Here is a 23,632-nt window from a genome sequence, read left to right as displayed (position 1 = left end):
CTAATTCTCAAACCGGCCGTAGAGTTTGCAAATCCGGAAGAGCACGGCTTGTATGTCGCGGCTTTGCAAGAATATACTGGTTTGGAGCAGTGCCTGCTTGCTGCCAATATCCTTACGGCGGATGATGTCCAGCTCGTTGCCAAACCTGGTATTGATAAACTCACGGATTTCATTGCGGCTCAAGCGCAGCAACGGCACGTCGGGCCCATCTTCCTCGTTAAGCTCATGGGTGGCTAATCTGAAAAATTTATCCATCTTGCTCGCCAGCTCCTCTAACGTGTCGATAAACCCGCTCGCCAACGACTCATGTAGATTCTCAATGTACTGCAAGCTCTCTGCGCTTAAGAACTTTGCCGACTGGAGCATATCCTGTATCAGGTCGGCTCCATGCACAATAACCTCGGCCGAGCGCCGGTCGGCAGCGCCAAGCTTCCGGATAGCCCGCAGGCTATTCCGCTTCAGTTTGTACGAGTATTTAATCAGGTCCATCAGCTCCTTGTCGGTTTTCCGCACTGCCGACGCGTCACCGCTGCGTATCCCGTTCAGAATAGTCCCATAGTGGCCCGATATTTCGATAACCATCGTTACGAGCATATTCTTGCTGCGGATGTAAACATCGAGATCGGACTCTTCCAATGAGCTGAGCCGGCTTTTCTCCGTCTTTGATTTCTGCTCGTTCTTGGCAAACGTAACGTGCGATACGATGATGTAAACCAGCACCACCCCCATCAGCACAGCGGTAGCTACTACACCTTGGTAGATGATAAAGACAAACAAGCCAGCCACCGAAAATGCAATGAATGCCGTAATAAACCACCCCCCAATCACACTCAATACACCCGCCACACGGTAAACGGCAGACTCACGGCCCCAGGCTTTATCGGCCAGCGAAGTGCCCATTGCCACCATAAAGGTTACATACGTAGTGGACAGCGGCAGCTTCTGGGAGGTGGCCCAAGCAATCAGTATACTGGATAAAATCAAGTTGGTCCCCGCCCTTACCAGGTCAAACGCCGGCGCATGTTCACCAACTAATGTCGCTTTATGCAATTTATCCCGTTGGAAACTCAGGTTGTAACGCCGTTTCACATTACGCGGCACTATCGTATCAAACACATTCCCCAGCATCATCGCGGTCTTCACAACTCTTCGGGAGATATTGTTCGGCTTAAACCGGTCGTCGCTTCCATCGTCGCCCTGTTTGCCGAGGTTGATTTCGGTCTCGGTCACCTTTTTTGCCTTAGCACTCAGCCAGAGGGTGAGCGCCATCACCACCCCGGCAATTCCCAGCATGTAGGTGGGCACGATGATGTCGCTCCTAGCAAGGTAATCCTGGTACAGCGTATCGGCCGGCACACCGCTTCCCACCCAGTTTTGATAGGCCAGCAATCCGGTAATCGGCACACCGATGAAATTCACCAAGTCATTCCCCGCAAAAGCCATCGCCAGCGAAAATGTACCGGCCAGCACCACGATTTTCAACGGGTTCATCCCAAACTGGCGCTGAAGCCAGTAGCAAAGACCAACGGACACCACCAGCACGGCAAGCATCACCATAACCACATTATCATGAATCGCAACCACCCATTCTGTTTCAGCCAATGTGGTGCCTTTCAACCCTTTGATAAGCAGGAAATAGATAATTACAGCAATACCGATACCCGAAAACGGCACGCCCAAGCTTTTCAACCGCCTTTTGTATTGAAACGTAAACGCGGCCCGCATCACGAACTGCACAATAACCCCCGCTGTAAAAGCTATCAGTATGGAAAGGAATATCCCCGAAACAATGGAGAAAGTACTATCCACATTGATGTATTTCATCACTTCACCGATCGACTCCCCTTTCTCGGCTGCGAAAAGGAAACCCATGATCATCGAAGCTCCGAGCAGTTCGAAAACAATGGAAACCGTGGTTGAGGTAGGTAGCCCCAATGTATTGTAAATATCGAGCAGTACAATGTCGGCCAACATCACCGCCAGGAATATCCACATCACCTTATCGAACGTGAAATGTTGCGGATGGAAAATCCCTTTCCGCGCTATTTCCATCATCCCACTTGAAAAAAAACACCCAGCCAAAATCCCTGCAGAGGCAATAAGGATGATGTTGCGGTAGGTCGTCACCTTGCTCCCGATCGCTGAATTCAAAAAATTGACCGCGTCGTTGCTTACGCCTACAATCAGATCGGCGATGGCCAAAACCAGCAATACGGCAACGATAAATAACATATAGTCCATAGCAACCAAATTACGGCATTAACGGCACAAAGGTGTGAAGTTAATGTGTATTAATAGTTTCCATGATGTTAAGTTAATGTTAACAACAGATGCGTATTCATACTTCTCCGTTTTCGTTTGTCAAGAGACAGGCAACTAAGGTCGGGAAGATATGCTGCAATTGCAAACGTTGCGTACAAGCGCTTGCTAGAGCTTGCTTATCCGTGCCACCAGCTGGAGGAATGCCGGCCGGTAGACCTTCGATACGCGCAAGGCTTGGTTGTCGATGGTGATTACCGTACCGCCATCACGGCGTGATATGCGCCGGATGTGTGCCGGGTTGACCAAATGCGACTGATGGATGCGTACAAAACCCGAATTTTTAAGCAAGTTGGTCACTTCTTTTAACGTGCGGCATACGAGTTTATCGCTCCCATCCGTGGTAATCAGGTGAGTATAATAGTTATCCGCCTCGCACCGGATGATATCGTCCACCTTGATAAACTCGTAGCCGTCATCAACGGGGATGGCTACCCTGCCACTGACGTTCGCATCGCCCGACAGCAGGCCGAGGAAATGCGAAAACAACTCCCGGTTCAGGTGCTTCTCCTTGTTTCGTGCATGCAATTCAAAGCTCTTCCGCAGCTCCAGGTCATCAATTGGCTTCAACAGGTAGTTCAGTGCGCTGTACCGAAACGCCTTGATGGCATACCGGTCGTAAGCCGTAGTGAATACCACGTCGAAATGAAACTCCCCCAGCCGCGAGAGGAGGTCAAACCCGCTCATCTTGGGCATCTCGATATCCAGAAAAAGCAAGTCAAAAGCGGTAGTCGAAATAAACGCCAGTGCGTCCACGCTATCGTTGAATTTGGCAAGGATCTCCACATCCATACCCAGCCCGTTGATTTGCATGGCCAGCGTTTCCGTGCAGTACCGCTCGTCGTCAACCAGTATAACCTTTATCTTCTTCATACTTCATAAGTAATTTCCACCCGCGTGCCACCATGGTTGGGCAGGTCTATGGTGTCTATGTAAATCTTGGCGTGCGAGGTCCGATTGAAAATATCCACGCGCTCCTGTGTGATTTGCCGACCGAAAGACCGCGATGTTTTCCGCTCCATGGCCGCAGCACGGTGGCGCCCGATGCCATTGTCGCCCACCACAAACAAGAAGCCTTTATCTACTTCGCTGATGTGGATGTCGAGTGTCTTCGGCCCCTCCGTTTTGGGCAAGAGCCCATGCCAAATGGCGTTCTCGGCAAAGGGTTGGAGCAGTAGCGGCGGAACCGTCAGCTGGTCCGCCCGCACGTTACTCTCCACCTCCAGCCGATACGAAAAGGAGCTGTCGAAACGCGTCGATTCGATCTCAAGGTATATCCGCAGGGCTTCCAGTTCTTCTTCCAGGGTGATGAGCTCCTGCTTCGAATACTCGAGGATCATGCGGAGCAGCTTTGAAAAGCGGTTCAAGTAGCTGGCCGCCTCTTCGATGCGCCTACTCAAGATGAAATACTTGATCGCATTTAAACTATTAAACAGGAAGTGTGGATTCATCTGCGCCCGGAGCGCCACATTCTCCACCTCGTACAGCTTTTTTTCATACTGCAGCTTCAGCTCGGCGGCCTTCTGCTCTTCCAGTTGCTTCCGGTAGTCCAGCAGTTCGCGGGTACGGTTTGCCACCTCGATTTTCAGGTCGTTGCTATATGCTTGCTCCAGCTCGTGGTTACGTTTCAGCTGCCCGATGTACTGCTGGCGTATGGCTGCGCGCTCCTCGTCGGCCAATTTGATGCGGTACCCGAGCGCAAATGCAAAGCAAATCACTTCGAGCAAGATCCCCAGCTGGAAAATACTGGCCGCCATGACGCCGTCCAGCGTTACCTGGCGGTATACCATGTAGGTGGCTATCCCGCCACCAATGAGGAATACCGATACCCCTATGGCAAAATAAGTCATTACCGGGGTGCGTACGGTCCGCAATCCGCGCACCACCATGTAAATATTGAAGGGGATAAAGATGAGGCGGATGAGGAGAAACAGCAGGTTTACCGCACCGGCCTCGAAGGGCAACATGATGAGCGAGGCCTGTATAGCTGCGAAAACCAAGTAGATAGGTGCCAAAAAATTAAGGGCCCGGTATATCCAGGGGTCGTGCTTCTTCACGTCGAGCAGCTCACGCGCGAAATAGTTGTACAGGGCAAAACCGACAAACTGGATGGCGTAGTTGATGCTGTAGTAATACCCCGGGAGCTGTTCCCACCACAGACCCACCAACGTCTGGGGTCCGGCATGCATGGTCGCATAGACGACGTTGCAGAGCAGGTAGGCGCTATAAAACAAGTAGATGTGCTGCCGGTTACGGATGTAGGCAAAAAGCATGAAGAGTGCCAAGCAGGTCACCGCCCAGATAAACCCATTGGTGATGATGGTGTTGGTCTGGTTGCTCACATAACTTTCCAGCATATAGGCCAGGAACCCGGTCTCCTGCAGCAACTGGGGGTCTACATACACCGATGAGCCGGCAAAGGGCACGATACGCAGTAGCACCGTTGCGTGCTCACCGGCCGCCATCCGCAGTGCAATGACCGACGTGCTGTGCTTGACGTTGCGCAACCGGCTCGACACCAAGTAGCCACTAGACGCGATGGGGATGGGTTCACCATCGGCAGACAGCCGGTAGGCATGGGTTTCGGGGTTATACCGGTCCAGGAAGTAAACGGTCGTGTCCACGTCGAAATCATTGGCCAGCCGCATACGTACCCAGCACACCGTGTCTATGCCTTGGTGTCTGCTTTCGGTCTGGATTGGCTTGTACCTGCTGGCGGCGGGTGGCACCCAATCTGCTGGATGCGGCGTCTTCGCCGTCTTCGCCAGGTATACGCCTGCCAGCTGCCGGATGGAGGTCTCCTGCGGCAGTTCAGACAGCAGCTGCACCCCACCGGACTCCCGGCCATACCCGGCCGTCCACAGCAGGCTGCACAACAATACCCAACGAATCATCATGGCACATAGATTTACGTTCGCAAGATACTGTTTTTCAGCGGGAGAGCAATCGCCCAATCCTGACGAAAAGCGGTCGTTTACTGCCTCAACACGGCCGCTCACTGGATGGCCGTTTCACGGATGGCCGATTGCAGGTACTTTTGGATCACCAATTCACATCATAAATGATCAACGTATTATGAAAACCCTGCAATTCCTCCTGGTTCCGTTCGGCTTCCTGTTCGTCGCCTTCGCTACGCGCGCCGATGTCCTTACTGTAAATAACATGCCCAATGGCGGTGCGCAATACACCACCATACAGGCAGCCGTGAATGCGGCTAAGCACGGCGATACCATTTATATCCAGGCCAGTGGTAAAAATTATGACGGCTTTAGGCAGGAAAACAAACGCTTGTATATCGTGGGCCCCGGCATGGCTCCCGAAAAGGACAACGCCGGGCGCGCAGTCATCAACGGCCAATGCCATATCGATAACGCCGGTGCCACGGCCGACGCCACCTGTTCGGGCAGCGCTTACGAGGGCCTCGTCTTTTTGCGAAGCCTGCAATTTGGCTCCCGCAACATTTCGGGCGGACGCGGCGGTGTCAACAACATCCGGATTGCACGGTGCGAATTCCGCGGAACAGGGGCTGACCTTGAAATCGGTGTGGGGGGCGACTGCAGCAACTACATCATCCAAGAAAACTTCTTCTTCTATGAGCACGCCGCCTCCAACAGCAACGGCATCAAATTCGCCTACAACTACGTATTCAACAATTTTCTCTTCCAAAACAACGTGTTCCTATTCAAAGAATTTGCCATTTACCTGGGGCCGGTTGACAATAACAAGACCAACTTCATTTTTGACCATAACCTGTTCTATCGCACGGCGGGCAGCGGCGGTGCGAAGCCGGTATTCGGTGCTCCCGGTGGCACCAATCCAAATCCCGCCCATGCCAACCTCATGCTCAGCAACAATATCTTTGTCAATACAGACCCGGGAGCCCATATCGCACAAAGCACGTTCAACAGCAACCTGCTCTATTTTCCCACATCAACGGCTACGCCGGAGCCCTGGAGCATCAATAGCAACATCGACGGCGGCAATAACCTGTTCGATGTAGACCCCCAGCTCTACGCACAGGCCGAGGTCAACGACGGGAAGGACGACGTGGCAATGAACTTTGCCGTATCCGCAGGTCCTGCCAAAGATGCGGCATCCGATGGCGCCGATATAGGCCTGCTATTCGGCGGGCCGGGTGCATTGAACTGGGAAAACGCGCTGGCCTCCCGATTACCGATCATCACCACCATGAACATCCTCAACCCCACGTTGGGTATGGGCGATGAGCTGAACGTGGAAATCACTGCCGCTAAGCAGGACTAACCCCCGCGCAAATGAAAAGGCTGTTCATTGGATTGCTGCTTTTGCTGACGGGCCCGGCAGGTGCCCAGGTCGCCCCGAAAGCAGAATATTTTATCAACACCGACCCCGGCGTGGGGAAGGCCACATCCGTTTCCGGCTTCCAATCGGATCCTGGGGGCGGCTATCGCGCGCAGTTCAACGTGCCACTGGATGGCCTCCAAACCGGCATCCACAACCTGCACGTGCGGGTGATGGATGACGAGGGGCGTTGGGGGCTTTACGAAAGCCGCGTATTCCTCTATACCGCCGTGGGCCCGGGCGCTTCCGAACCCGCGGCTGCGGAATATTTCATCGATAACGACCCCGGTGTGGGTAAAGGGACGCCCATGGCCATCGGTAGCGGTTCGTTTTCTGCGGCCATCCCCACTGATGGGTTGTCATCGGGTATCCACAACCTGCATGTCCGCGCCCGGGATGCCGCCGGCCGCTGGGGGTTTTATGAAAGCAGGGTGTTCCTTTATACCGGCATAGGTCCCGGGGGCACGGAACCGGTAGCAGCAGAATACTTCATCGATAACGATCCGGGGGTGGGTAAGGGGATGCCGTTGGCCATCGGCAATGGCTCGTTCACCGCCACCATCCCCACCGAGGGGCTTTCGCCGGGCATCCACAACCTGCACGTCCGCGCCCGGGATGCCGCCGGCCGCTGGGGGCTTTACGAAAGCCGCGTATTTCTGATTTCAGAGCCGTTTCATGTGCCGGATATCACCGCCATCGAATACTTTATCGATGAAGACCCCGGCCAGGGCGACGGTACCCCGCTCCCGTTCACGTCAACCGCCTCTTCCATTACATTGGCCTTCGAGGTGGCCACCGATGGCTTGGAAGTGGGTACGCATACCATCCATGTGCGCGCAAAAAATGCATTCGGATGGGGGCTTCTTGAAGCCCGCGAATTTACGATAGCAGACCCCATACCAGACGCACCCGCCATCCAATCGGTCGATGGCCAGCAACCGTCGCCGGTGCTGACCCGCCAAGCGACGCCTGCGATTGCGGGCACCGCTGAAGGCGCCGTCACCGTACAGGTGTTTGCGGGTGACGACCTGCTGGGTGCAACCACGTCCGCTAACGACGGCTCGTGGGTGCTCACCCCCGGCCCCTTGGACGACGGCACCTACCTGCTTACCGCCATCGCGTCAAACCCGCAGGGTAAAGAAAGTGAGGCCAGCAACACCTTCGAGGTGACCATCGATACGGAGGCGCCCGCTCCCCCGGCCATCACAGCCGTCGACGGCCGTAGCGAGCCGGGATTCGCCACCGCAAACAGCCGTCCCGAAATCACGGGTGCCGCCGAAGCGGATAGCCAGGTAGACCTCTACCTCAACGGCGAGCTGGTGGCTACCTTGACGGCCGACGCCGATGGGCTGTTCCGATGGGCGCCGGACGGTGCGCTTGCCGACGGGCCGTATGAGGCGACCGCGATGGCCGAGGATGCTGCCGGAAACCGCAGCGAAATGGGGCAGCCGTTTGCCTTCCGCATCGATACCCAAAGCCCCGGTGCGCCCGAAATCGTGGAAGTGGACGGACAGCCTTCCCCCGGCTTTACCACCAGCAATACGAGGCCGGAAATCAGGGGGCATGCCGAGGCTGGCGCCACCGTTGAGATCTTCATCAACGGCATCGGTATCGGCACGGTCACCGCCGATGGTTCTGGTGCCTTCCGGATCACCACACCCTCCGACCTCGATGAACGGATACACACCGTCGCCGCGACTGCTACCGACGGGGCCGGCAACGAAGGCATGCCCAGCAGTCCGTTCGTGTTTACCGTGGCGATCGACCGCACCCTGAGCGCCAACAACGTGCTGACACCCAACGGCGATGGAAAAAACGATGTGCTCAAATTCGAAAACATCGAATACTACCCCCAAAACCGCATCCACATCTTCGATCGTGCCGGTCGCGTCATCTTCTCGGCTGCGCCTTACCAAAATGAGTGGAACGGCCGTATCAACGGCGTCCCCGCCGCCGAAGGCACGTATTATTACCAACTCGACCCCGGCGATGGCCAGCCCATACTCCGGTCGTACATCACCGTTATCATCAATTGAAACTGAAAGAGACACCATGAATACTCGCCTACATAATCGGTTACGGTACTGCCTCGTGGTATTGCTCACGTGCATCAGCGCACCCACCGTGGCACAGCTGCGCCCCATGGGCGCCACGTACTATTTCAACGAGTACCTGCTCAACCCGGCCATGGCCGGAACCCAACGCGCGGTAAAGCTCACCGCCGGCACCCGTACCCAATTCCCCAGGTTCGATGGATTCCCGCAGGGGCAAGCCATTTCGTTTGATTACGGATTCACCGAAAAATCGGGGGTGGGTATCCAATACCAGCACGACCGCGCCGGCCTGATCAGCGAGTCGAATGGAGCGGTAGCCTATGCGTTCCACCTGCCTGTCAGCACAAACGCTGTGCTGGGCTTCGGACTGGCTGGCAAGCTGGTGAGCCATCGGCTGGCGCTCAACCGGGTTTCGGGCGACCTCACCGATCCGGAAATCACGGCCGCCAACGACCGCAGGGCCGCCTTTGACAGCGACTTCGGACTGGCGCTCCGCACGCCCCGGGTCTCTTTGCAATTCGTGATGGCCAATATGGTGAGCCAGTTCGCCACCGAGGTGAAGCAGGCCGACTACGTGTGGATGGTCGCCAGTGCTGGCTACCGGTTTAACCACAGCTGGGGCACCACCGAGCCCAAGGTCGTCTACCGGGGGGTAAAAGCGTATAGAGACCTCGTAGATGCCGGGCTGAAGGTAGATTTCAGCTCCACCACGCCCAATCGGTTCAATGTGTTTGGTTTATACCACAGCTCGCAGCACGCCACCGCAGGGTTCGGCCTCACCCACAGCAATTCCTTCCAGTTTTTCGTCAGCTACAGTTGGGCCACCTCGGCCATCAACCGCATGACCACCGGCGATATGGAAATCGGCCTTGCACTCCTGCTCTGACCGGTTAAAGCCCGGCCAGCGCCTGTTCAAAATCGCCGATGAGGTCGTCGATGTGTTCAATGCCTACCGAGATGCGCAGCATCCCGTCGTTGATGCCGGCTTTCAGCTTCTGCTCGGGCGAGTGGTGCATTCCCCACATGCTGGCCGGGTGTACCGCCAGCGATTCTACACCGCCCAGGCTGGCCGCATTGGCAAAGATGTTCAGCCGGTTCAGCACGGTCTGTGCCCGGGTAAACTGCTGCCGCTCGTCGGCCCCGGCCACCTCTACGCAAAGCATTCCCGTGAACCCTTTCATCTGCTTTTTCGCCAGTTCGTGCTGTGGGTGCGACGGCAGCCCGCAATACCCTACCCGGGCAATGGTGGGGTGTTTTTCCAGCCACACGGCCAACTCCAGTGCATTCGCATTGATCTGGTTCACGCGGAGGGAAAGCGTGCGCAGGCCGCGTAGCAGCAGCCACGCATCGAAAGGTGCCAACGAACCACCCAGCGACAGTAATTTTTTCCAAGCTTTGTTCACCAGATCCTCCGTGCCGCAGATTACCCCTGCGGTGAGGTCACTGTGGCCGCCCAGGTACTTGGTGGCGCTATGTACAATGATGTCGATGCCATAATCGCCGGGTCGCTGGTTGATGGGGCTGGCAAATGTATTGTCGCAGATGGTGGTGATGCCACGCTGCCTAGCCAGATTCCCCACATGGGCCAGGTCCGTTACCGCCAAATTCGGATTGGAGGGGGTTTCAAGATAAATCAGCGTGGTATTATCACGTAGGGCTGCATCAAGCGAGGCATTATCCCCCTGGTCGAAGAACGATACCGCCACACCAAATTGAGGCAGCAGCTCTTTCAGCAGGATACTGGCCGCGGAATAGTGCGACTGTTGGGCAACCACATGGTCGCCCGCTTCTATCACCGTTAGGATAGCTGTACTGATGGCCGCCATACCCGTTGCGGTAAGCAAAGCCGCTTCGGTGCCTTCCAAGCCGGCTACCACCTCGGCGGCTTGGCTGCTCACCGGATTGCCGTGGCGGTGGTAAAAATACGGATACCGGGCATCGGTAGCCGCTGCCATGTATGCCTCGGCATCTGCACTGGCATAGTATGTTGAAGATTGGTAAATGGGTGGCACCACGGCCTTCGTGTCGTTAAACGACTTTCCCGCATGGATTAAATCAGTTTCTATATGACTCATGTTGTGTGAAATTTGAGAGGGGCTGTATTACAACCACACAAACTTAGGGAAAAAATCATTCCCTTGCGGTTAATTCTTCCGCTATCCGCCGGTTGATGTCAATTTTAGCCCCCACGAATACGAAAACCACGGTCCCTTGTTCGCGCGCGAATTGAGTTGCGGCACAGGCACGTATCCCCACACTAGGTGATTCGCTTGCATACGTAGGATTCACCAGCACCGACTGCAGTAAAAATTTCAGAGTAATAAACCCGAATAAAAAGGCTGTCCCTTTTGAAATGCGGAATTTTACCAGCGGTGCGTCCATAAATCAAAGTTAATAAATCATTTGACCATCGCGCGTCGCCGCTGAACGATATACAGACCCCCCATCACCAGCAGCACACCCGCCCAAGTATGCCATGATAAGGGTTCGCCCATGAGTGCCGCCGCAATGACGAAGCCAGCAATGGGGCATAGAAACAGCCAAGCCGACGCCTTGATGGGGTTGTCACGCAGCAAATATAGCCACAGGAGTACCGCAATGACGGATACCGCTATGGCCAGCCACAGCACGGCACCCCAAAACTTACCATCGAACGTGTTGGCCCCGCTATCATAAAAAAACCAGGCAAACGGCAATACGCACAATCCGCCGATCAGCGTTTGCCAACCGTTGATTGTAAGGATATGCAACTTGCCCCAGTCTTGCTGAGCGAAGTAAATCGACCCTGCCGAATAAGAAAGCATGCTTAGGAAAAGAACGACCAAACCCCGCGGGGTAGCATAGCTGTCAGCAAATAGCGGATACGATGCCAACAGCATGCCTGCAATACAGAGCAAAAAGCTAACCACCATACTCCTTCCCACAGGTTGCTTATACCACAATGCCCCCATCACGGCGATAAGCACCGGGTTTGTAGCCACAAACAACGCCGCGAGCCCGGCCGACACCTCTTGCATGGCCACCACATATAGCCCCAAATAAAGCCCCACGTTTAAAAACCCATAGATGGCTAGCCGCTTCCATAAAGCCTTACCGGTTGGTAGCCGCTGCCCAATTACAAGGTGTGCAATAACTAGCATTACGGTAGAAGCCACGCCGAAGCGCGCTATGGCAATGACAAAGGGCTGGGCCGACAGGAGGCCTATCTTTGTGGCCGCTGAAGCCGATGCCCACAAAATAGCAAACACGGTGCCTGCAATCACGTAACCTGCCTGCCGGATGGAACTGTTCACTCGTTTCCTAACATTAAAATTTCATGGCGAAACTAAACAAAAGAATGGTTTTATGTTTTTATTTTATTTCCTTTGCAAGGATACCGGGCACCAATCCGGCTATGATACCATGCACCAAATGAATAATGCCATCATGAAAACTGTAAGGAACAAACTCGCTATGCTCATCGCTAGTTCGGTAGCTTTGGCTGCCTTATCACAATCGTGCCAATCACCCAAGAGCGGCTCTGCGGCCAATGGGCAAACATCGCCCGTTACGGTCGACACATTTGCCGACCTCGAAATACTCCGCTACGAAGTCCCGGGATTCGACGTGCTCACCATCCAGCAGAAGAAACTCGCCTACTACCTCTATCAGGCAGCTTTATCGGGGCGAGACATCATCTACGACCAGCGTGGAAAAAACAACCTCACCATCCGCAAAACACTTGAGGCCATCTTCAACAATCCCAAAACGGATAAGAACGGCGACGAATGGGAAAAACTCAAAACCTATGCAGGTCGATTCTGGTTTAGCAACGGTGCGCACCATCATTATTCAAACGACAAATTTGTACCCGAGTGTAGCCCCGAATACTTCGCTGGACTAGTGGAAGCATGTGACGCCGCAGTGCTTCCCTTACTCAAAGACGAAAGTGTCGCCGCATTTATCGACCGTATCCAACCAATTGTCTTCGATCCTTCGATAGACCCCAAGATGGTCAACCTCACCGAAGGCATCGACCACGTGGCGCAGTCGTCCAACAATTTCTATGAGGGCGTTACCCAACAGGAGGTTGAAGCATTTTACCGTACTTTCCCGGATACGGGCCGTGACCCGGAATGGGGCCTCAACAGCAAGGTCGTCAAGATAAACGGCAAAGTCGCGGAACGAGTGTGGAAGTCGGGCGGCATGTATGGCAGCGCCGTCGACCAGATTATCTTCTGGCTCGAGAAGGCTATTCCCCTGGCTGAGAACTCCGTCCAGCAGCAGGCTCTCAACCTCTTGACCGAATACTACCGCACCGGCGATTTACACTTATGGGATGAGTATAATAAGGTGTGGGTGCAAGACACCTCCGGCACCATTGATTTCGCAAATGGATTCATCGAAGTGTACAACGATGCCATGGGCATCAAAGGCAGTTATGAGGCGGTATTGTCATTAAAAGATTTCGAAAGCACTAAGCGTATCAAGGCCATCGCCGATGAGGCCCAGTGGTTTGAAGACAACTCGCCCCTCATGCCCGAGCATAAGAAAAAGGAAGTGAAAGGTATCAGCGCAAAGGCCATTACCGTTATCGCCGAGGCGGGCGATGCTGCTCCCAGCACGCCAATCGGCATCAACTTACCCAATTCAGATTGGCTGCGCAAGGAGTACGGATCCAAGTCGGTGTCGCTCAGCAACATTGTGCATGCCTATAACGAAAGCAGCGCCAACAGCGGCTTTCTCGAAGAATTCGTGGCCGATACCGCCAAGCTGAACCGCATGAAAAAATACGGCAACCTGGCGAGCGACCTCCATACCGATATGCACGAGTGTATCGGCCATGCATCCGGCCAGATCAATCCCGGTGTAGGCACTACAGATAAAACACTGAAGAGCTACGCATCATGCCTGGAGGAGGCGAGAGCAGACCTCGTGGCACTATACTACATCCTCGACCCCAAGCTCGTCGAAATAGGCGTTATGCCTTCGCTGGAGGTAGGCAAAGCCGAATACGACAGCTATATGATGAACGGCTTGATGACCCAGCTTACACGTATCAAACCTGGCGACCAAATCGAAGAAGCTCACATGCGAAACCGTGCGCTCAACGCGTATTGGGTATATGAACAAGGCAAAGCGGACGATGTGGTATCGTTTGAGAAAATCGAAGGCAAAACCTACGTGCAGATAAACGATTACGAAAAGCTACGCACGCTATTCGGGGAGCTGCTCCGAGAAATTCAGCGTATAAAATCGGAGGGCGACTACGAAGCCGGTAAACACCTTGTGGAGACCTATGGCGTGAAGGTGGACCGTAGCCTACATAATGAAGTGTTGGCACGTTATTCCAAACTGGAGCTTAAGCCTTATAAAGGCTTTGTGCAGCCACGACTTACCGCCATCGAAGAGAACGGTGAGATTACCGATGTGAAGCTGGAGTATGCCACGGATTTCTACAGCCAGATGTTGGAATACGGCAAAGAATATTCGCTGCTACCAGCAGTCAACTAGCCGCACAAGGCTTGTCATCAGTATGCTAACGTGTCTTCAGGAACGGCCTAGGCCGCCATATCGCTCAGTATGGCAATGGCATGTCCGATATCGGGTACGCGTTCAAAGGCGATACGCAGCGACCCCTTCACTTCTTTGAGGTTGCAGATGGTGGGGTTTTGCTGCACAAATTGCAGGATTTTGCCAAAACGGTCGCTCTCGAAATAAGCGGGGTTGGTAGCAAAATAACCACGGAGTACATTTTTCTTGAAAGAGACCTTCTCGAAGCCGATCTCCTTGCCCAGCCACTGCAGCCGAAGCGTGCTCAATAGCTCTTCCACAGGGTCCGGTATTGGGCCGAAACGGTCGCGCAACGACTGACGGAAGCCATCGAGCTGTTCCTCATCCTCCAGTTTGGCAATATCATTGTATAGATTGTAGCGCTCGGCCACATTGGTTACGTATTCGTCAGGAATGAGTACTTCCAAGTCGGTATCAATCTGTGTGAACGACACGAAATCACGTGGCTTCACATCGGTAAAGAGCGACGCGAACTCATCGTCTTTCAGCTCTTGTATGGCCTCGTCCAGTATTTTATGGTACATCTCAAAGCCGATTTCGGCAATAAAGCCACTCTGCTCGGCCCCCAGCAGGTTACCACTCCCGCGGATATCGAGGTCGCGCATTGCTACGTTGAATCCGCTACCCAGCTCGGAAAACTCCTCGATAGCGTTGAGGCGCTTATATGCTTCGGCTGTCAGCGTGGAAAGGGGCGGACTCAGCAGATAACAAAATGCCTTTTTGTTTGATCGCCCCACGCGGCCCCGCATCTGGTGGAGGTCGCTCAACCCGAACATGTGTGCATGGTTAATGATGATGGTATTGGCGTTGGGGATGTCGAGCCCCGCCTCGATAATGGTGGTTGCCACCAACACATCATACTCGTGGTTTACAAACTTGAGCATCACATCTTCGAGGGCATCGCCCTCCAGCTGACCGTGGGCCACCCCTACCCGTGCGTGGGGTACCAATTTCATAATGAGGTTGCCCAACTGCGGTAGGTCCGCCACCCGGTTGTGGATGAAGAAGACCTGCCCGTCGCGGTCGACCTCATACGTCACCGCCTCCTGGATCAACGTTTCGTTAAACACGTGCAACTCCGTTTGTACGGGCTGCCGGTTCGGCGGTGGCGTGTTGATGATACTGAGGTCGCGTGCGCCCATCAGCGAAAAGTGGAGTGTGCGTGGTATCGGTGTGGCTGTGAGCGTAAGCACGTCCACATTGGCCCGTAGCTGTTTAAGTTTTTCCTTCACCCCCACGCCAAACTTTTGTTCCTCATCCACAATCATGAGGCCGAGATCCTTGAATTTCACATCCTTGCTTACCAGCCGATGCGTACCGATGATGATATCGAGCTTCCCCTCGGCCAGCCGCGCCAGGGTCTCCTTAATTTCCTTATTCGTTTTAAACCTGTTGATGTAATCGATGTTGCAGGGGAAACCTTTCAGGCGCTCGGTAAAGGTACGATGGTGCTGCATGGCCAATATGGTGGTGGGCACCAGCACCGCCACCTGTTTGCTGTCGGCCACCGCCTTGAATGCTGCACGGATGGCCACCTCGGTTTTACCGAAACCCACATCGCCACACACCAAGCGATCCATTGGATGGGGCGATTCCATATCTTGTTTCACATCCTGGGTGGCTTTCTCCTGGTCGGGTGTATCTTCATAGATAAACGATGCCTCCAGCTCGGTTTGCAAATACGTATCGGGGCTGAAGGCATTACCCGTCTGTGCCTTCCGTTTGGCATAAAGCTTAATCAGGTCGCGCGCAATGTCTTTAACTTTTTTTTTGGTGGTTTTTTTGAGTTTGTCCCACGCGTCGGTACCCAGTTTATTCATTTTCGGCGCTACACCGTCTTTACCTGTATATTTCGAAATACGGTTCAACGAGTTGATGTTTACATACAATAGGTCATTGTCGGCATACACCAAGCGGATAGATTCCTGGATCTTACCATTCACTTCCACCTTTTCCAATCCGGCGTACTTCCCGATACCGTGGTCTATGTGGGTAATATAGTCGCCAGGTTTCAGCTCACGTAGGTCTTTCAGCGTAATTGCTTGCGAGCGTTCATAGCCTTTCTTCCGTTTATATTTATAGTAACGATCAAAGATTTGGTGGTCGGTATAACACGCCACACCCAACGTCGTATCGGCAAATCCCTCACGAAGTGCGGTATGAATGGGAGTAAAAGTGACCGACTTATCCATATCGTCGAGAATGGTAATCAGCCGCTCGATTTGTCGCGGCGAATCGCTGAAAATGCAATTCTGGATGTTTGCTTTTTCGTTCTCTTTGAAGTTGTGGATTAGCAGGCTGAAATCTTTATTGAAAGAGGGTTGCGGACGCTGGGAAAATACGATGGTATCGTCTGCTTTATAAAGGAATTGCTTCCCGAATTCCACCACGGCAAAATCCCGCAAGATAGCTGTCAGGTTCTTCTCATCTATGAAGTTGTATCTCGGATCCACCCACTCGGGGTTTTGCTGTTTATCCTCAGATGATAGCGCCCACCACAGTTCAGCAGCTTTTTTATAGCCGCGGGAGATGATATCCATGGTGAACTGTACGTCCTCAAACCAGATCACGGCATCTGCGGGGATATATTCCAGCAGCGAGATGTTTCCCTCGGTTAGGAACTTGGCCTGCACGTTGGGAACGATGGTAACCGTGTGGATATTGCTTACGGACAGTTGGCTTTCGATGTCGAAAGTCCGGATGCTTTCGATGTCATTGCCAAAGAACTCGATGCGGTAAGGTAGGTCGTTCGAGAATGAAAAGATATCCACGATGCCCCCCCTAATAGCATATTGGCCCGGCTCGTATACGAAATCTACCCGTTCAAACTCATATTCCTGCAGAAACTCGTTGATGAAATCGATATCGAGATTGGCCTGTTGGGTTATCTCGAGTGTGTTTTTCTCGAGATCGTTGCGGTTGATGACTTTTTCGGCAAGCGCTTCGGGGTAGGTTACCACCATCTTGGGTAGATCTGGAGCACGGTTGAGCGTACTCAATGTTTCTGCCCGCTGCAATACATGCGCACTATCAGTCTGCGTAAAGTCAAACGCTTTACGATATGAAGCCGGGAAAAACAACACCTGTTTGTCGAGCAGCCCTTCGAGGTCGGCCAGAAAATAGGCGGCGTCCTCGTGTGTGGGCAGTACGAAAACAAGGGGGCGTTCCTGGAGTTGGTAGCATGCCACAGCCACCATTGCATCAGCTGATCCGATTAATCCTTTGAGGTGAATATTCGGGTTTTTGCCCTGCAATGCCTCGGCCAGTGCGGTAACCTCACCGCGCTGCCGAAATTTCGCTAAAATGTCACTTATGCCCACTATCGTAAAACGGGGCAAAGGTAAGCAAAAAATAAGGGATGCTCAAGCCCCCTGCAAGTCGGATTTAAAAACAACTCCTTTCTGCTCGGCAGCAGGTGAGTCGACAATCAAGATAGAAACTTGGGCACGGGTACCGTTCACTTTACCATCAGCACCGATGCGGTTTTCAATATTCCATTGGATATGGTCGCGATAGCTCTTATTGAAAAGCTCAATCCGTTTATTGGTTATCCGATGTCCCATACTTTTATGCCCGGTGCGCTCAACCTTCGGTTCGTCCAGCCCCACCCCGTTATCTTCCACCGTAAGGTGTATTGCCATCGGGCATGATTTGGCAATGATCCGGAGCTGTTTGTCTGCCCGGTCAGACGGCGAGAGGCCATGGCAAATTGCATTCTCCACAAACGGCTGTAAAAGTAGCGCCGGTATCACATCACGGCTATCCCATTGTTCCATTTCATTAATAATACGGTAGGTAAACTCACCGTCGAACCGATTCTTCTCCAGTTTCAAGTATTGGTCCAGCAATGCAAACTCATCGCACACACGGTGGACAGGACGGTGTGAGATTTCGAGTACCCTGCGGATAAAGTAGCTGAACTGTGTCAGATAATTGAGTGCGCGGTCGTACTCCTGTTTCTGTACCAAAAAGCGGATAGACCCCAAACAGTTAAACATGAAATGCGGATTGATCTGCATCCGCGTAGCAATGATCTCCGCCTCCATGAGGTTCTTTTCATACAGCGCTTTCAGCCGCGCATCTTTCTGCCGCTTTATCAATTCATCCGACCTTCTTTTCAGTCTCCTGACACGGACTTTCAACAATGCGAACGCGGCCACCGTTGCCAGCAAACCGGTCATCACAATAATAATCAGGTTGCGGCGGTGCAGTTTGGCTTCGGCTAGCTGGTTGTCTTTGGTCAGCAATTCAATCTGTGCTTCTTTGCTTTCGAAATCATATTGCTGTTTGATGGCCGAAATTGCTATCTGCTGTTCATGTATGGCTAGGCTATCTTTATATTGCTGTGCAATCCTATAATAGGCCAACGCCTGCTTAGCATTGCCCTGCCGCTCATAGGTATCTGAAATTGACATTGCGCTTTGTTGTATCATAGCGTAGTGTTGCAGCTCACTCCCCACTTCATACGCCCTTGAATAACTCGACAGGGCCTGGCTCAGCTGCCCATTTTGCAGGAAGATGTCACCAATGCTACTCAGTACAGTGGCCCGCCCTAGCGGGTTTTCCAACTCTTCATATAGCCGCAGCGACCGTTCAAAATAAGCCCTCGCCGTTTGGAGGTCTTCATTCTCCATCAAGTAGCTGTTGCCAATTGCCTCCAAAGTAATCGCAATTCCTTTTTTATCGCCCATTTCCTCATTCAACCGCTCCAATTCGAAGAAGTACTCGCGTGCGGTTTGGTGATTGCCGATCTCGTCGTAATAGCTACCTATAGACAGGTAGTTCATCGCCTGCCCCAGCATGTTGTTAGTAGCCTGTGCAATTTCAAGCGCGCGGTGTAGGTGTGCCAATGCCTCTTGTTCACGGCCCGGAATGTTCATCAATGCAATACCAAGCCCGTTATTGGCGATTTCCTGGTTCTTGCTATCTGCTTCCACTTCGGCAATGGTGAGTGCTTTGAGGTAATACTCCACCGAAACATCGAAATTGCCATTATGCCGTGCTGCTACCCCGGTATTGTTAGCAAAAATCATTTTACTCAACGGGGGAACATCGAGATTCTCCGTCAAATCGAAGGCTTTCTTATGTAACGGAATGGCCTGTGCATAATACTGATGATAGCGGTAAAGCAGCCCTAGGTTATCCAATGCCTTCGCGTACAGATAGGTGTCTCCCAGGTCGACCGCATGCTGTACTGCTCGTGTGGCAAGTTCCATACAACGATCGCCATGCTGTGCTTGGCGATGGTACAACCGGGAAACGGCTAACTGCGTTTCTACGTATGACGAGTCTACGGGCGCACTTTTCAGTATCCGCTCCAGGCTATCCAGTGGATTGCCCCATACCGATAATGGTAGGGAGATGCAGAAGCCAACCACTGTCGTGATTATCTGCTTCCATAGGCCACGTGTTTTCATAACTGGCGTTTATCATACGAAGATACAATTTTATTTTTTTTATCATCTTTTTATTGCTTCAAACAAACCCACAATCAATCGCTTACGGGAGCTACTAACCGGAATTTCTTTGCCATTTACCAACACAATATATCCGCCGTCGTTGCGCACGTACTTACGCATGTACTGTGGGTTTATCAAGTACGATTGGTGGGTACGGATAAATAGGAACTTTTCCATCACCTTTTCAAACTCCTTGAGCGTTTTGCTGATCAACAGCGTCTTGCCCGACTCAAAATGGATGTTGGTATAGTTATTCTCACTTTGGCAGTATAAGATGGTTTTCACATCGATAAACTCGAAACCATCTAAAACAGGAACAGCCACCTTGTTGCCCAGCAGACCGTCTTTCTTGAGGTTATCAAGCAATGCGCTGATCTGCTTGTTTTCGCGTTCCATATCGCGGCGCTCGCGCCAACTGTTTACCGCCGCTACAAGCTCCCGCTCATCAACCGGCTTCAGCAAATAATCAACCGCCTTCACTTTAAATGCCTGAATAGCATATTGGCTATAGGCCGTCGTAAAAATCACATCAAACGGCGGCTGTTCAAAATGGTCCAGTAAATCGAAGCCGCTAATGCCGGGCATCTCCACATCCAAAAATACAAGGTCAATTACAGCCTCCTGCAATACCTTAATGGCCTCACGGGGTTTGGTGCTGTGAAATACCACCTCAAAATCCGGAAAAAGATTGTTGATATGCAAGAGCAGGCTTTTCACGCAATGTTGCTCATCGTCTATTAATGCAATTTTAAACATGTTTTCTAACCCTAATTAATTTCAGTAACCGGGGGAGATAAAGTAATGGTGAACGTCGCTTTGGTCCCTGCCCTGCCTTCTTGGCTGCGCTTATTGATATCAAAATCGATACGGTCACTGAAGCTATAATTATAAAGTTTGATACGCTCTTTGGTGAGTGATAGTCCCAAACGTTCGCCAGACTTGCCTGCTACCATGCCATGTCCGTTGCTCTCCCACCCTACGCCGTTATCGATGATGGTAATAGTAAGTACGGGGCCGCTTAGCGCTACATCTACTGCAATTTCCTTATTTTTTGCGGGGCTATTCATCAGTCCGTGCCAAACCGCATTCTCTACAACGGGGTGGAACAACATGGGGGGTACCATGATGCCTTTCAGCGAAGGGTTTTCCATGCCATTAATCCGGTATGAAAAGCCATCATCAAACCTGTTTTTTTCGAGCTTGAGGTATTTCTCGATAAGGGTAAGCTCATCAAAAATCGGTATTACCTGTTTTTGTGATGTCTCCAAAACCAGTCGGATGAAGCGGCTAAATACGACGAGGTACTCAATGGCCGTTTTGTTTTGTCCGCTCTGAATCAAGTAAGTGATGGAATTGAGACAGTTGAACAGGAAGTGCGGATTGATCTGCAAGGTGCGGGCCAGCATTTCGGATTTTGCCATTTCAATCGCAAACTCCGCTTTCAGCCGCTTTTGTTCCTCCTTATTGAGTTCATCTTGTGCCCAAATGATTTCCTCCTCCCTTTCTTTCACTTTCTGTTCCAGCTGCTTATTCATCTCATTTATCAACCGCCTATTCCTATCAAGCTGTTCGATATGCCTTTCTTGTGCCAGTTGCTTTTCTTCTATAAGATGGACAAATCGCTGCCCCAATGCGAGTGCGAAGAAAAGTGTTTCCACGAGAATACCTGCTTCAAAATAAGTGGGTGCCGTAGCGTTATATAGCCACGGTACAGGCAAATCGTTAAATGAAAACCTCAAAGAGGCCACCACCGCACCTACAAAATACGCCAGGCTACCCAAAACAAACGGACCTTTTACGGGCGATTGGATGTGAATAAGCATCCACGTAAGAAAATACGCACTTAGTGAAAATATGATTACCCGGACAGCTAAAAAGATATACGAGCTGTATTCCACAATAGCAGGATAACACACGAAATAGGTGATTGCATAAAGCATGCAAGCGATACCCCAGATATGAAATATACGAGTCACTTTCTGGCTCTGCGTCCGAAGGTCGACCAGCTCGACGGCAAAAAAGATATAAGCACTAAATGCCAGCAAGGTGACGGGCTCAATAATGCGCCTATTCCCCGAGAAAAAACCACTGAACAGGTCGCCCATCCATGTAGCCGATTTAATGTTGATAAACCCGTATACGAGCGAGCATAACAAAAACAGGGTATAAAATAGATAAATGCGTTCCCGCTTCTTTAAATATAGTATGGAAACAAAAAAGAACAACACGGCAACGGCACCACAATAAAACAAGCCCGTAACGTCAGATTGATGCGCGATATCCGTCCGGTACGGCATTTCGGTCAGTCCCTGCATTTGTTATACACCCTTCCAGTTGAACATGTGTCTACACGATTAGTCAGTTAAATCGATAAATATAGCCTTTAATAACCATCGCGGAAGAACCGATTAGCAAATCACCCGAAACAGTGAGCATTTACCCTTATCCGATAAGAATTCTAACCCGGAAGTTTGCTTTGCTCTTCCATAATTGAGGTATACTCACTCTTTATTGTGTTATGAAGCCATTTAATGTCTTTTTGTAAGGTAATTAATTAACTGATACATCAAAACATCATGAAAAAACTCGTATTTATCATTGCACTCACAACATGCACGTACATTACGGCTTCGGCACAAAAAGGCGACATCCATATCGGAGCCGGTGTTGACATCGGACTACCCATCGGCAACTTCGGCGACGGTTACGGTATCGGATTTGGCGCATCGGCCAAAGGATTATATGGGATTAGCGAAGCAGGCCAGGTAACACTTACGCTGGGGTTTCTACGTTTTGGCATGAAAGACGACAGTGATTTGGTTTCCGGGTCTACGACGCTCATTCCTTTTCTGCCTGGCTATAGGCACCGGTTTGGTAATCTCTATGCCGAAGGGCAAGTGGGGCTGACCGTGCTGCGAACTTCCATCAAGTTCGAAGACAACGACTACGGCCTCGGCAATTTAGCAGGCAGTTCATCTGCGACCCACCTCGGCTACGGTATCGGCGGCGGCTATCTGATAGGCCCGTGGGACCTTGGCCTCCGTTTCCAAGGCGTATCCGGAACAGGTGGAAGCCTCGATTTTATAGGTGCAAAAATTGCATACAATTTCCAACTTAATTAATTCCCCATGAGACCGATCTATCTATTTATTTCGTTTGTCGTACTCATCTTCTCGGCGGTATCGTGCAGCAAAACAAAGGGGCCTGAGCCATTAGATCTCACCGCCGGCAAACTTAGCATGAAAGTGGAAGGTACGCTCCGTGAGGCGGACGTGGCTTATGTGATGACCATTAACGACGAGGAACATTATGTCGTCACACTTACCGCTTTCTTCACTCCGTTGGGGCTTAAGAATAACGACGATGTGACCGATGCATTTCACATATATATAAGGTTCTCCGAAGCCCAATTCAACAACCCGAAAGGCACATGGGATGTGGTTGCGATCGACAGCGAGACGGGGGGCAGGCCGCTGGTCTATGCACTTTATCAGGAAGGGGTAGGCGGTGAAACGATGGACCTTTATAGCATTGCTGAGGCAGACAAGACCGTGGGTAAGCTGACCATTACGGACTTCACCATCGGTGACCAAACCGTTATTCCAGGCGTCACCGGCAGGGGTTATACAAAACTAGCTGGAACGTTTCACATGGACCTTACCGAGGTGCGGACAGACGGCACCGGACTCGGTCCGGAACTCGCCATTACCGAGGGCAGGTTCGATGTGACGAACACCTTCTTGGGGTTTTAACAAGATGATGTGACAAGCAACCACGTAAGTCACTCAAATGGTGCTGAGCATGGCCGAATCACCTGTAGGCCGTGCTCAGTTGCTAAACGGCAGGCCAGCGAGATGGCTACTATCCGTTAAAAAAACAATTTATTCGAATGAAACCACCACCAGCATTGGTTTTAGTTTCAGGGGC

The 23,632-nt window shown here is 52.0% G+C and carries 16 protein-coding genes; 6 read left to right on the top strand and 10 right to left on the bottom strand.

The genetic code is table 11. The features are described from left to right. The 3 genes from NGM62_RS15120 to NGM62_RS15110 form a co-directional block, all read right to left on the bottom strand. Entirely contained in the window at positions 1-2,241 is a 2,241-nt protein-coding gene (locus NGM62_RS15120) for an inorganic phosphate transporter (protein WP_262249095.1), read from the bottom strand. Between the two features lie 186 nt (positions 2,242-2,427). Beyond that, on the bottom strand, positions 2,428-3,192 hold the full coding sequence (locus NGM62_RS15115) for a LytR/AlgR family response regulator transcription factor (RefSeq protein ID WP_262249094.1): 765 nt from the start codon (positions 3,190-3,192) through the stop codon (positions 2,428-2,430). After that, positions 3,189-5,216: a histidine kinase gene (locus NGM62_RS15110; protein WP_262249093.1), complete on the bottom strand. Its 2,028-nt coding sequence runs from the start codon at positions 5,214-5,216 to the stop codon at positions 3,189-3,191. Before NGM62_RS15110 ends, NGM62_RS15115 begins: the two co-directional genes overlap by 4 nt. 178 nt (positions 5,217-5,394) lie before the next feature. On the opposite strand from NGM62_RS15110, the gene NGM62_RS15105 reads away from it, so the two are divergent. Genes NGM62_RS15105 through NGM62_RS15095 form a run of 3 tightly spaced genes read left to right on the top strand, consistent with a single transcriptional unit; the run spans position 5,395 to position 9,579 of the window. Continuing rightward, positions 5,395-6,582, top strand: a complete 1,188-nt coding sequence (locus NGM62_RS15105; RefSeq protein WP_262249092.1) for a hypothetical protein — start codon at positions 5,395-5,397, stop codon at positions 6,580-6,582. A gap of 11 nt (positions 6,583-6,593) precedes the next feature. After that, complete coding sequence (locus NGM62_RS15100) at positions 6,594-8,675, top strand: Ig-like domain-containing protein (protein ID WP_262249091.1); 2,082 nt, start codon at positions 6,594-6,596, stop codon at positions 8,673-8,675. A gap of 16 nt (positions 8,676-8,691) precedes the next feature. Next, the gene (locus tag NGM62_RS15095) at positions 8,692-9,579 is read left to right on the top strand and encodes a PorP/SprF family type IX secretion system membrane protein (protein WP_262249090.1); all 888 of its coding nucleotides are present in this window, start codon (positions 8,692-8,694) and stop codon (positions 9,577-9,579) included. Between the two features lie 4 nt (positions 9,580-9,583). Here NGM62_RS15095 and NGM62_RS15090 read toward each other — a convergent pair whose 3' ends face one another. From NGM62_RS15090 to NGM62_RS15080, 3 genes are read right to left on the bottom strand one after another with little or no spacing between them, the layout of a single operon-like run. Continuing rightward, the gene (locus NGM62_RS15090) at positions 9,584-10,768 is read right to left on the bottom strand and encodes a trans-sulfuration enzyme family protein (protein ID WP_262249089.1); all 1,185 of its coding nucleotides are present in this window, start codon (positions 10,766-10,768) and stop codon (positions 9,584-9,586) included. 55 nt (positions 10,769-10,823) lie between these two features. Further along, positions 10,824-11,075 (bottom strand): hypothetical protein, encoded by a 252-nt coding sequence (locus NGM62_RS15085; protein ID WP_262249088.1) that lies wholly within the window; start codon positions 11,073-11,075, stop codon positions 10,824-10,826. A gap of 17 nt (positions 11,076-11,092) precedes the next feature. Beyond that, complete coding sequence (locus tag NGM62_RS15080) at positions 11,093-11,986, bottom strand: DMT family transporter (protein WP_262249087.1); 894 nt, start codon at positions 11,984-11,986, stop codon at positions 11,093-11,095. 52 nt (positions 11,987-12,038) lie between these two features. On the opposite strand from NGM62_RS15080, the gene NGM62_RS15075 reads away from it, so the two are divergent. Then, on the top strand, positions 12,039-14,186 hold the full coding sequence (locus tag NGM62_RS15075; protein ID WP_262249086.1) for a dipeptidyl peptidase 3: 2,148 nt from the start codon (positions 12,039-12,041) through the stop codon (positions 14,184-14,186). A 47-nt stretch (positions 14,187-14,233) separates the two neighbouring features. Here the strand turns inward: NGM62_RS15075 and mfd are convergent, their stop codons facing one another. Genes mfd through NGM62_RS15055 form a run of 4 tightly spaced genes read right to left on the bottom strand, consistent with a single transcriptional unit; the run spans position 14,234 to position 22,020 of the window. After that, positions 14,234-17,566, bottom strand: coding sequence for a transcription-repair coupling factor (gene mfd, locus NGM62_RS15070; protein WP_262249085.1), 3,333 nt, complete (start codon positions 17,564-17,566; stop codon positions 14,234-14,236). Between the two features lie 42 nt (positions 17,567-17,608). Next, positions 17,609-19,663, bottom strand: coding sequence for a tetratricopeptide repeat protein (locus NGM62_RS15065; RefSeq protein ID WP_262249084.1), 2,055 nt, complete (start codon positions 19,661-19,663; stop codon positions 17,609-17,611). A 42-nt stretch (positions 19,664-19,705) separates the two neighbouring features. Beyond that, positions 19,706-20,461, bottom strand: coding sequence for a LytR/AlgR family response regulator transcription factor (locus tag NGM62_RS15060; RefSeq protein ID WP_262249083.1), 756 nt, complete (start codon positions 20,459-20,461; stop codon positions 19,706-19,708). Between the two features lie 11 nt (positions 20,462-20,472). Further along, on the bottom strand, positions 20,473-22,020 hold the full coding sequence (locus NGM62_RS15055; RefSeq protein WP_262249082.1) for a histidine kinase: 1,548 nt from the start codon (positions 22,018-22,020) through the stop codon (positions 20,473-20,475). A gap of 261 nt (positions 22,021-22,281) precedes the next feature. Between NGM62_RS15055 and NGM62_RS15050 the strand changes: the two genes are divergently transcribed. Together NGM62_RS15050 and NGM62_RS15045 are read left to right on the top strand one after the other, a co-directional pair. After that, positions 22,282-22,827 (top strand): hypothetical protein, encoded by a 546-nt coding sequence (locus NGM62_RS15050; protein ID WP_262249081.1) that lies wholly within the window; start codon positions 22,282-22,284, stop codon positions 22,825-22,827. A 6-nt stretch (positions 22,828-22,833) separates the two neighbouring features. Continuing rightward, a complete protein-coding gene (locus NGM62_RS15045; RefSeq protein WP_262249080.1) occupies positions 22,834-23,457 on the top strand; it encodes a hypothetical protein in 624 nt (207 codons plus the stop codon). Positions 23,458-23,632: the final 175 nt, after the last annotated feature.

Origin of the sequence: Parapedobacter soli (genome assembly GCF_025460835.1) — a bacterium.
Classification (GTDB): domain Bacteria; phylum Bacteroidota; class Bacteroidia; order Sphingobacteriales; family Sphingobacteriaceae; genus Parapedobacter; species Parapedobacter soli.
The sequence above is the reverse complement of the archived record's forward strand: the minus strand, read 5'-3'. Positions and strand labels throughout refer to the sequence as shown.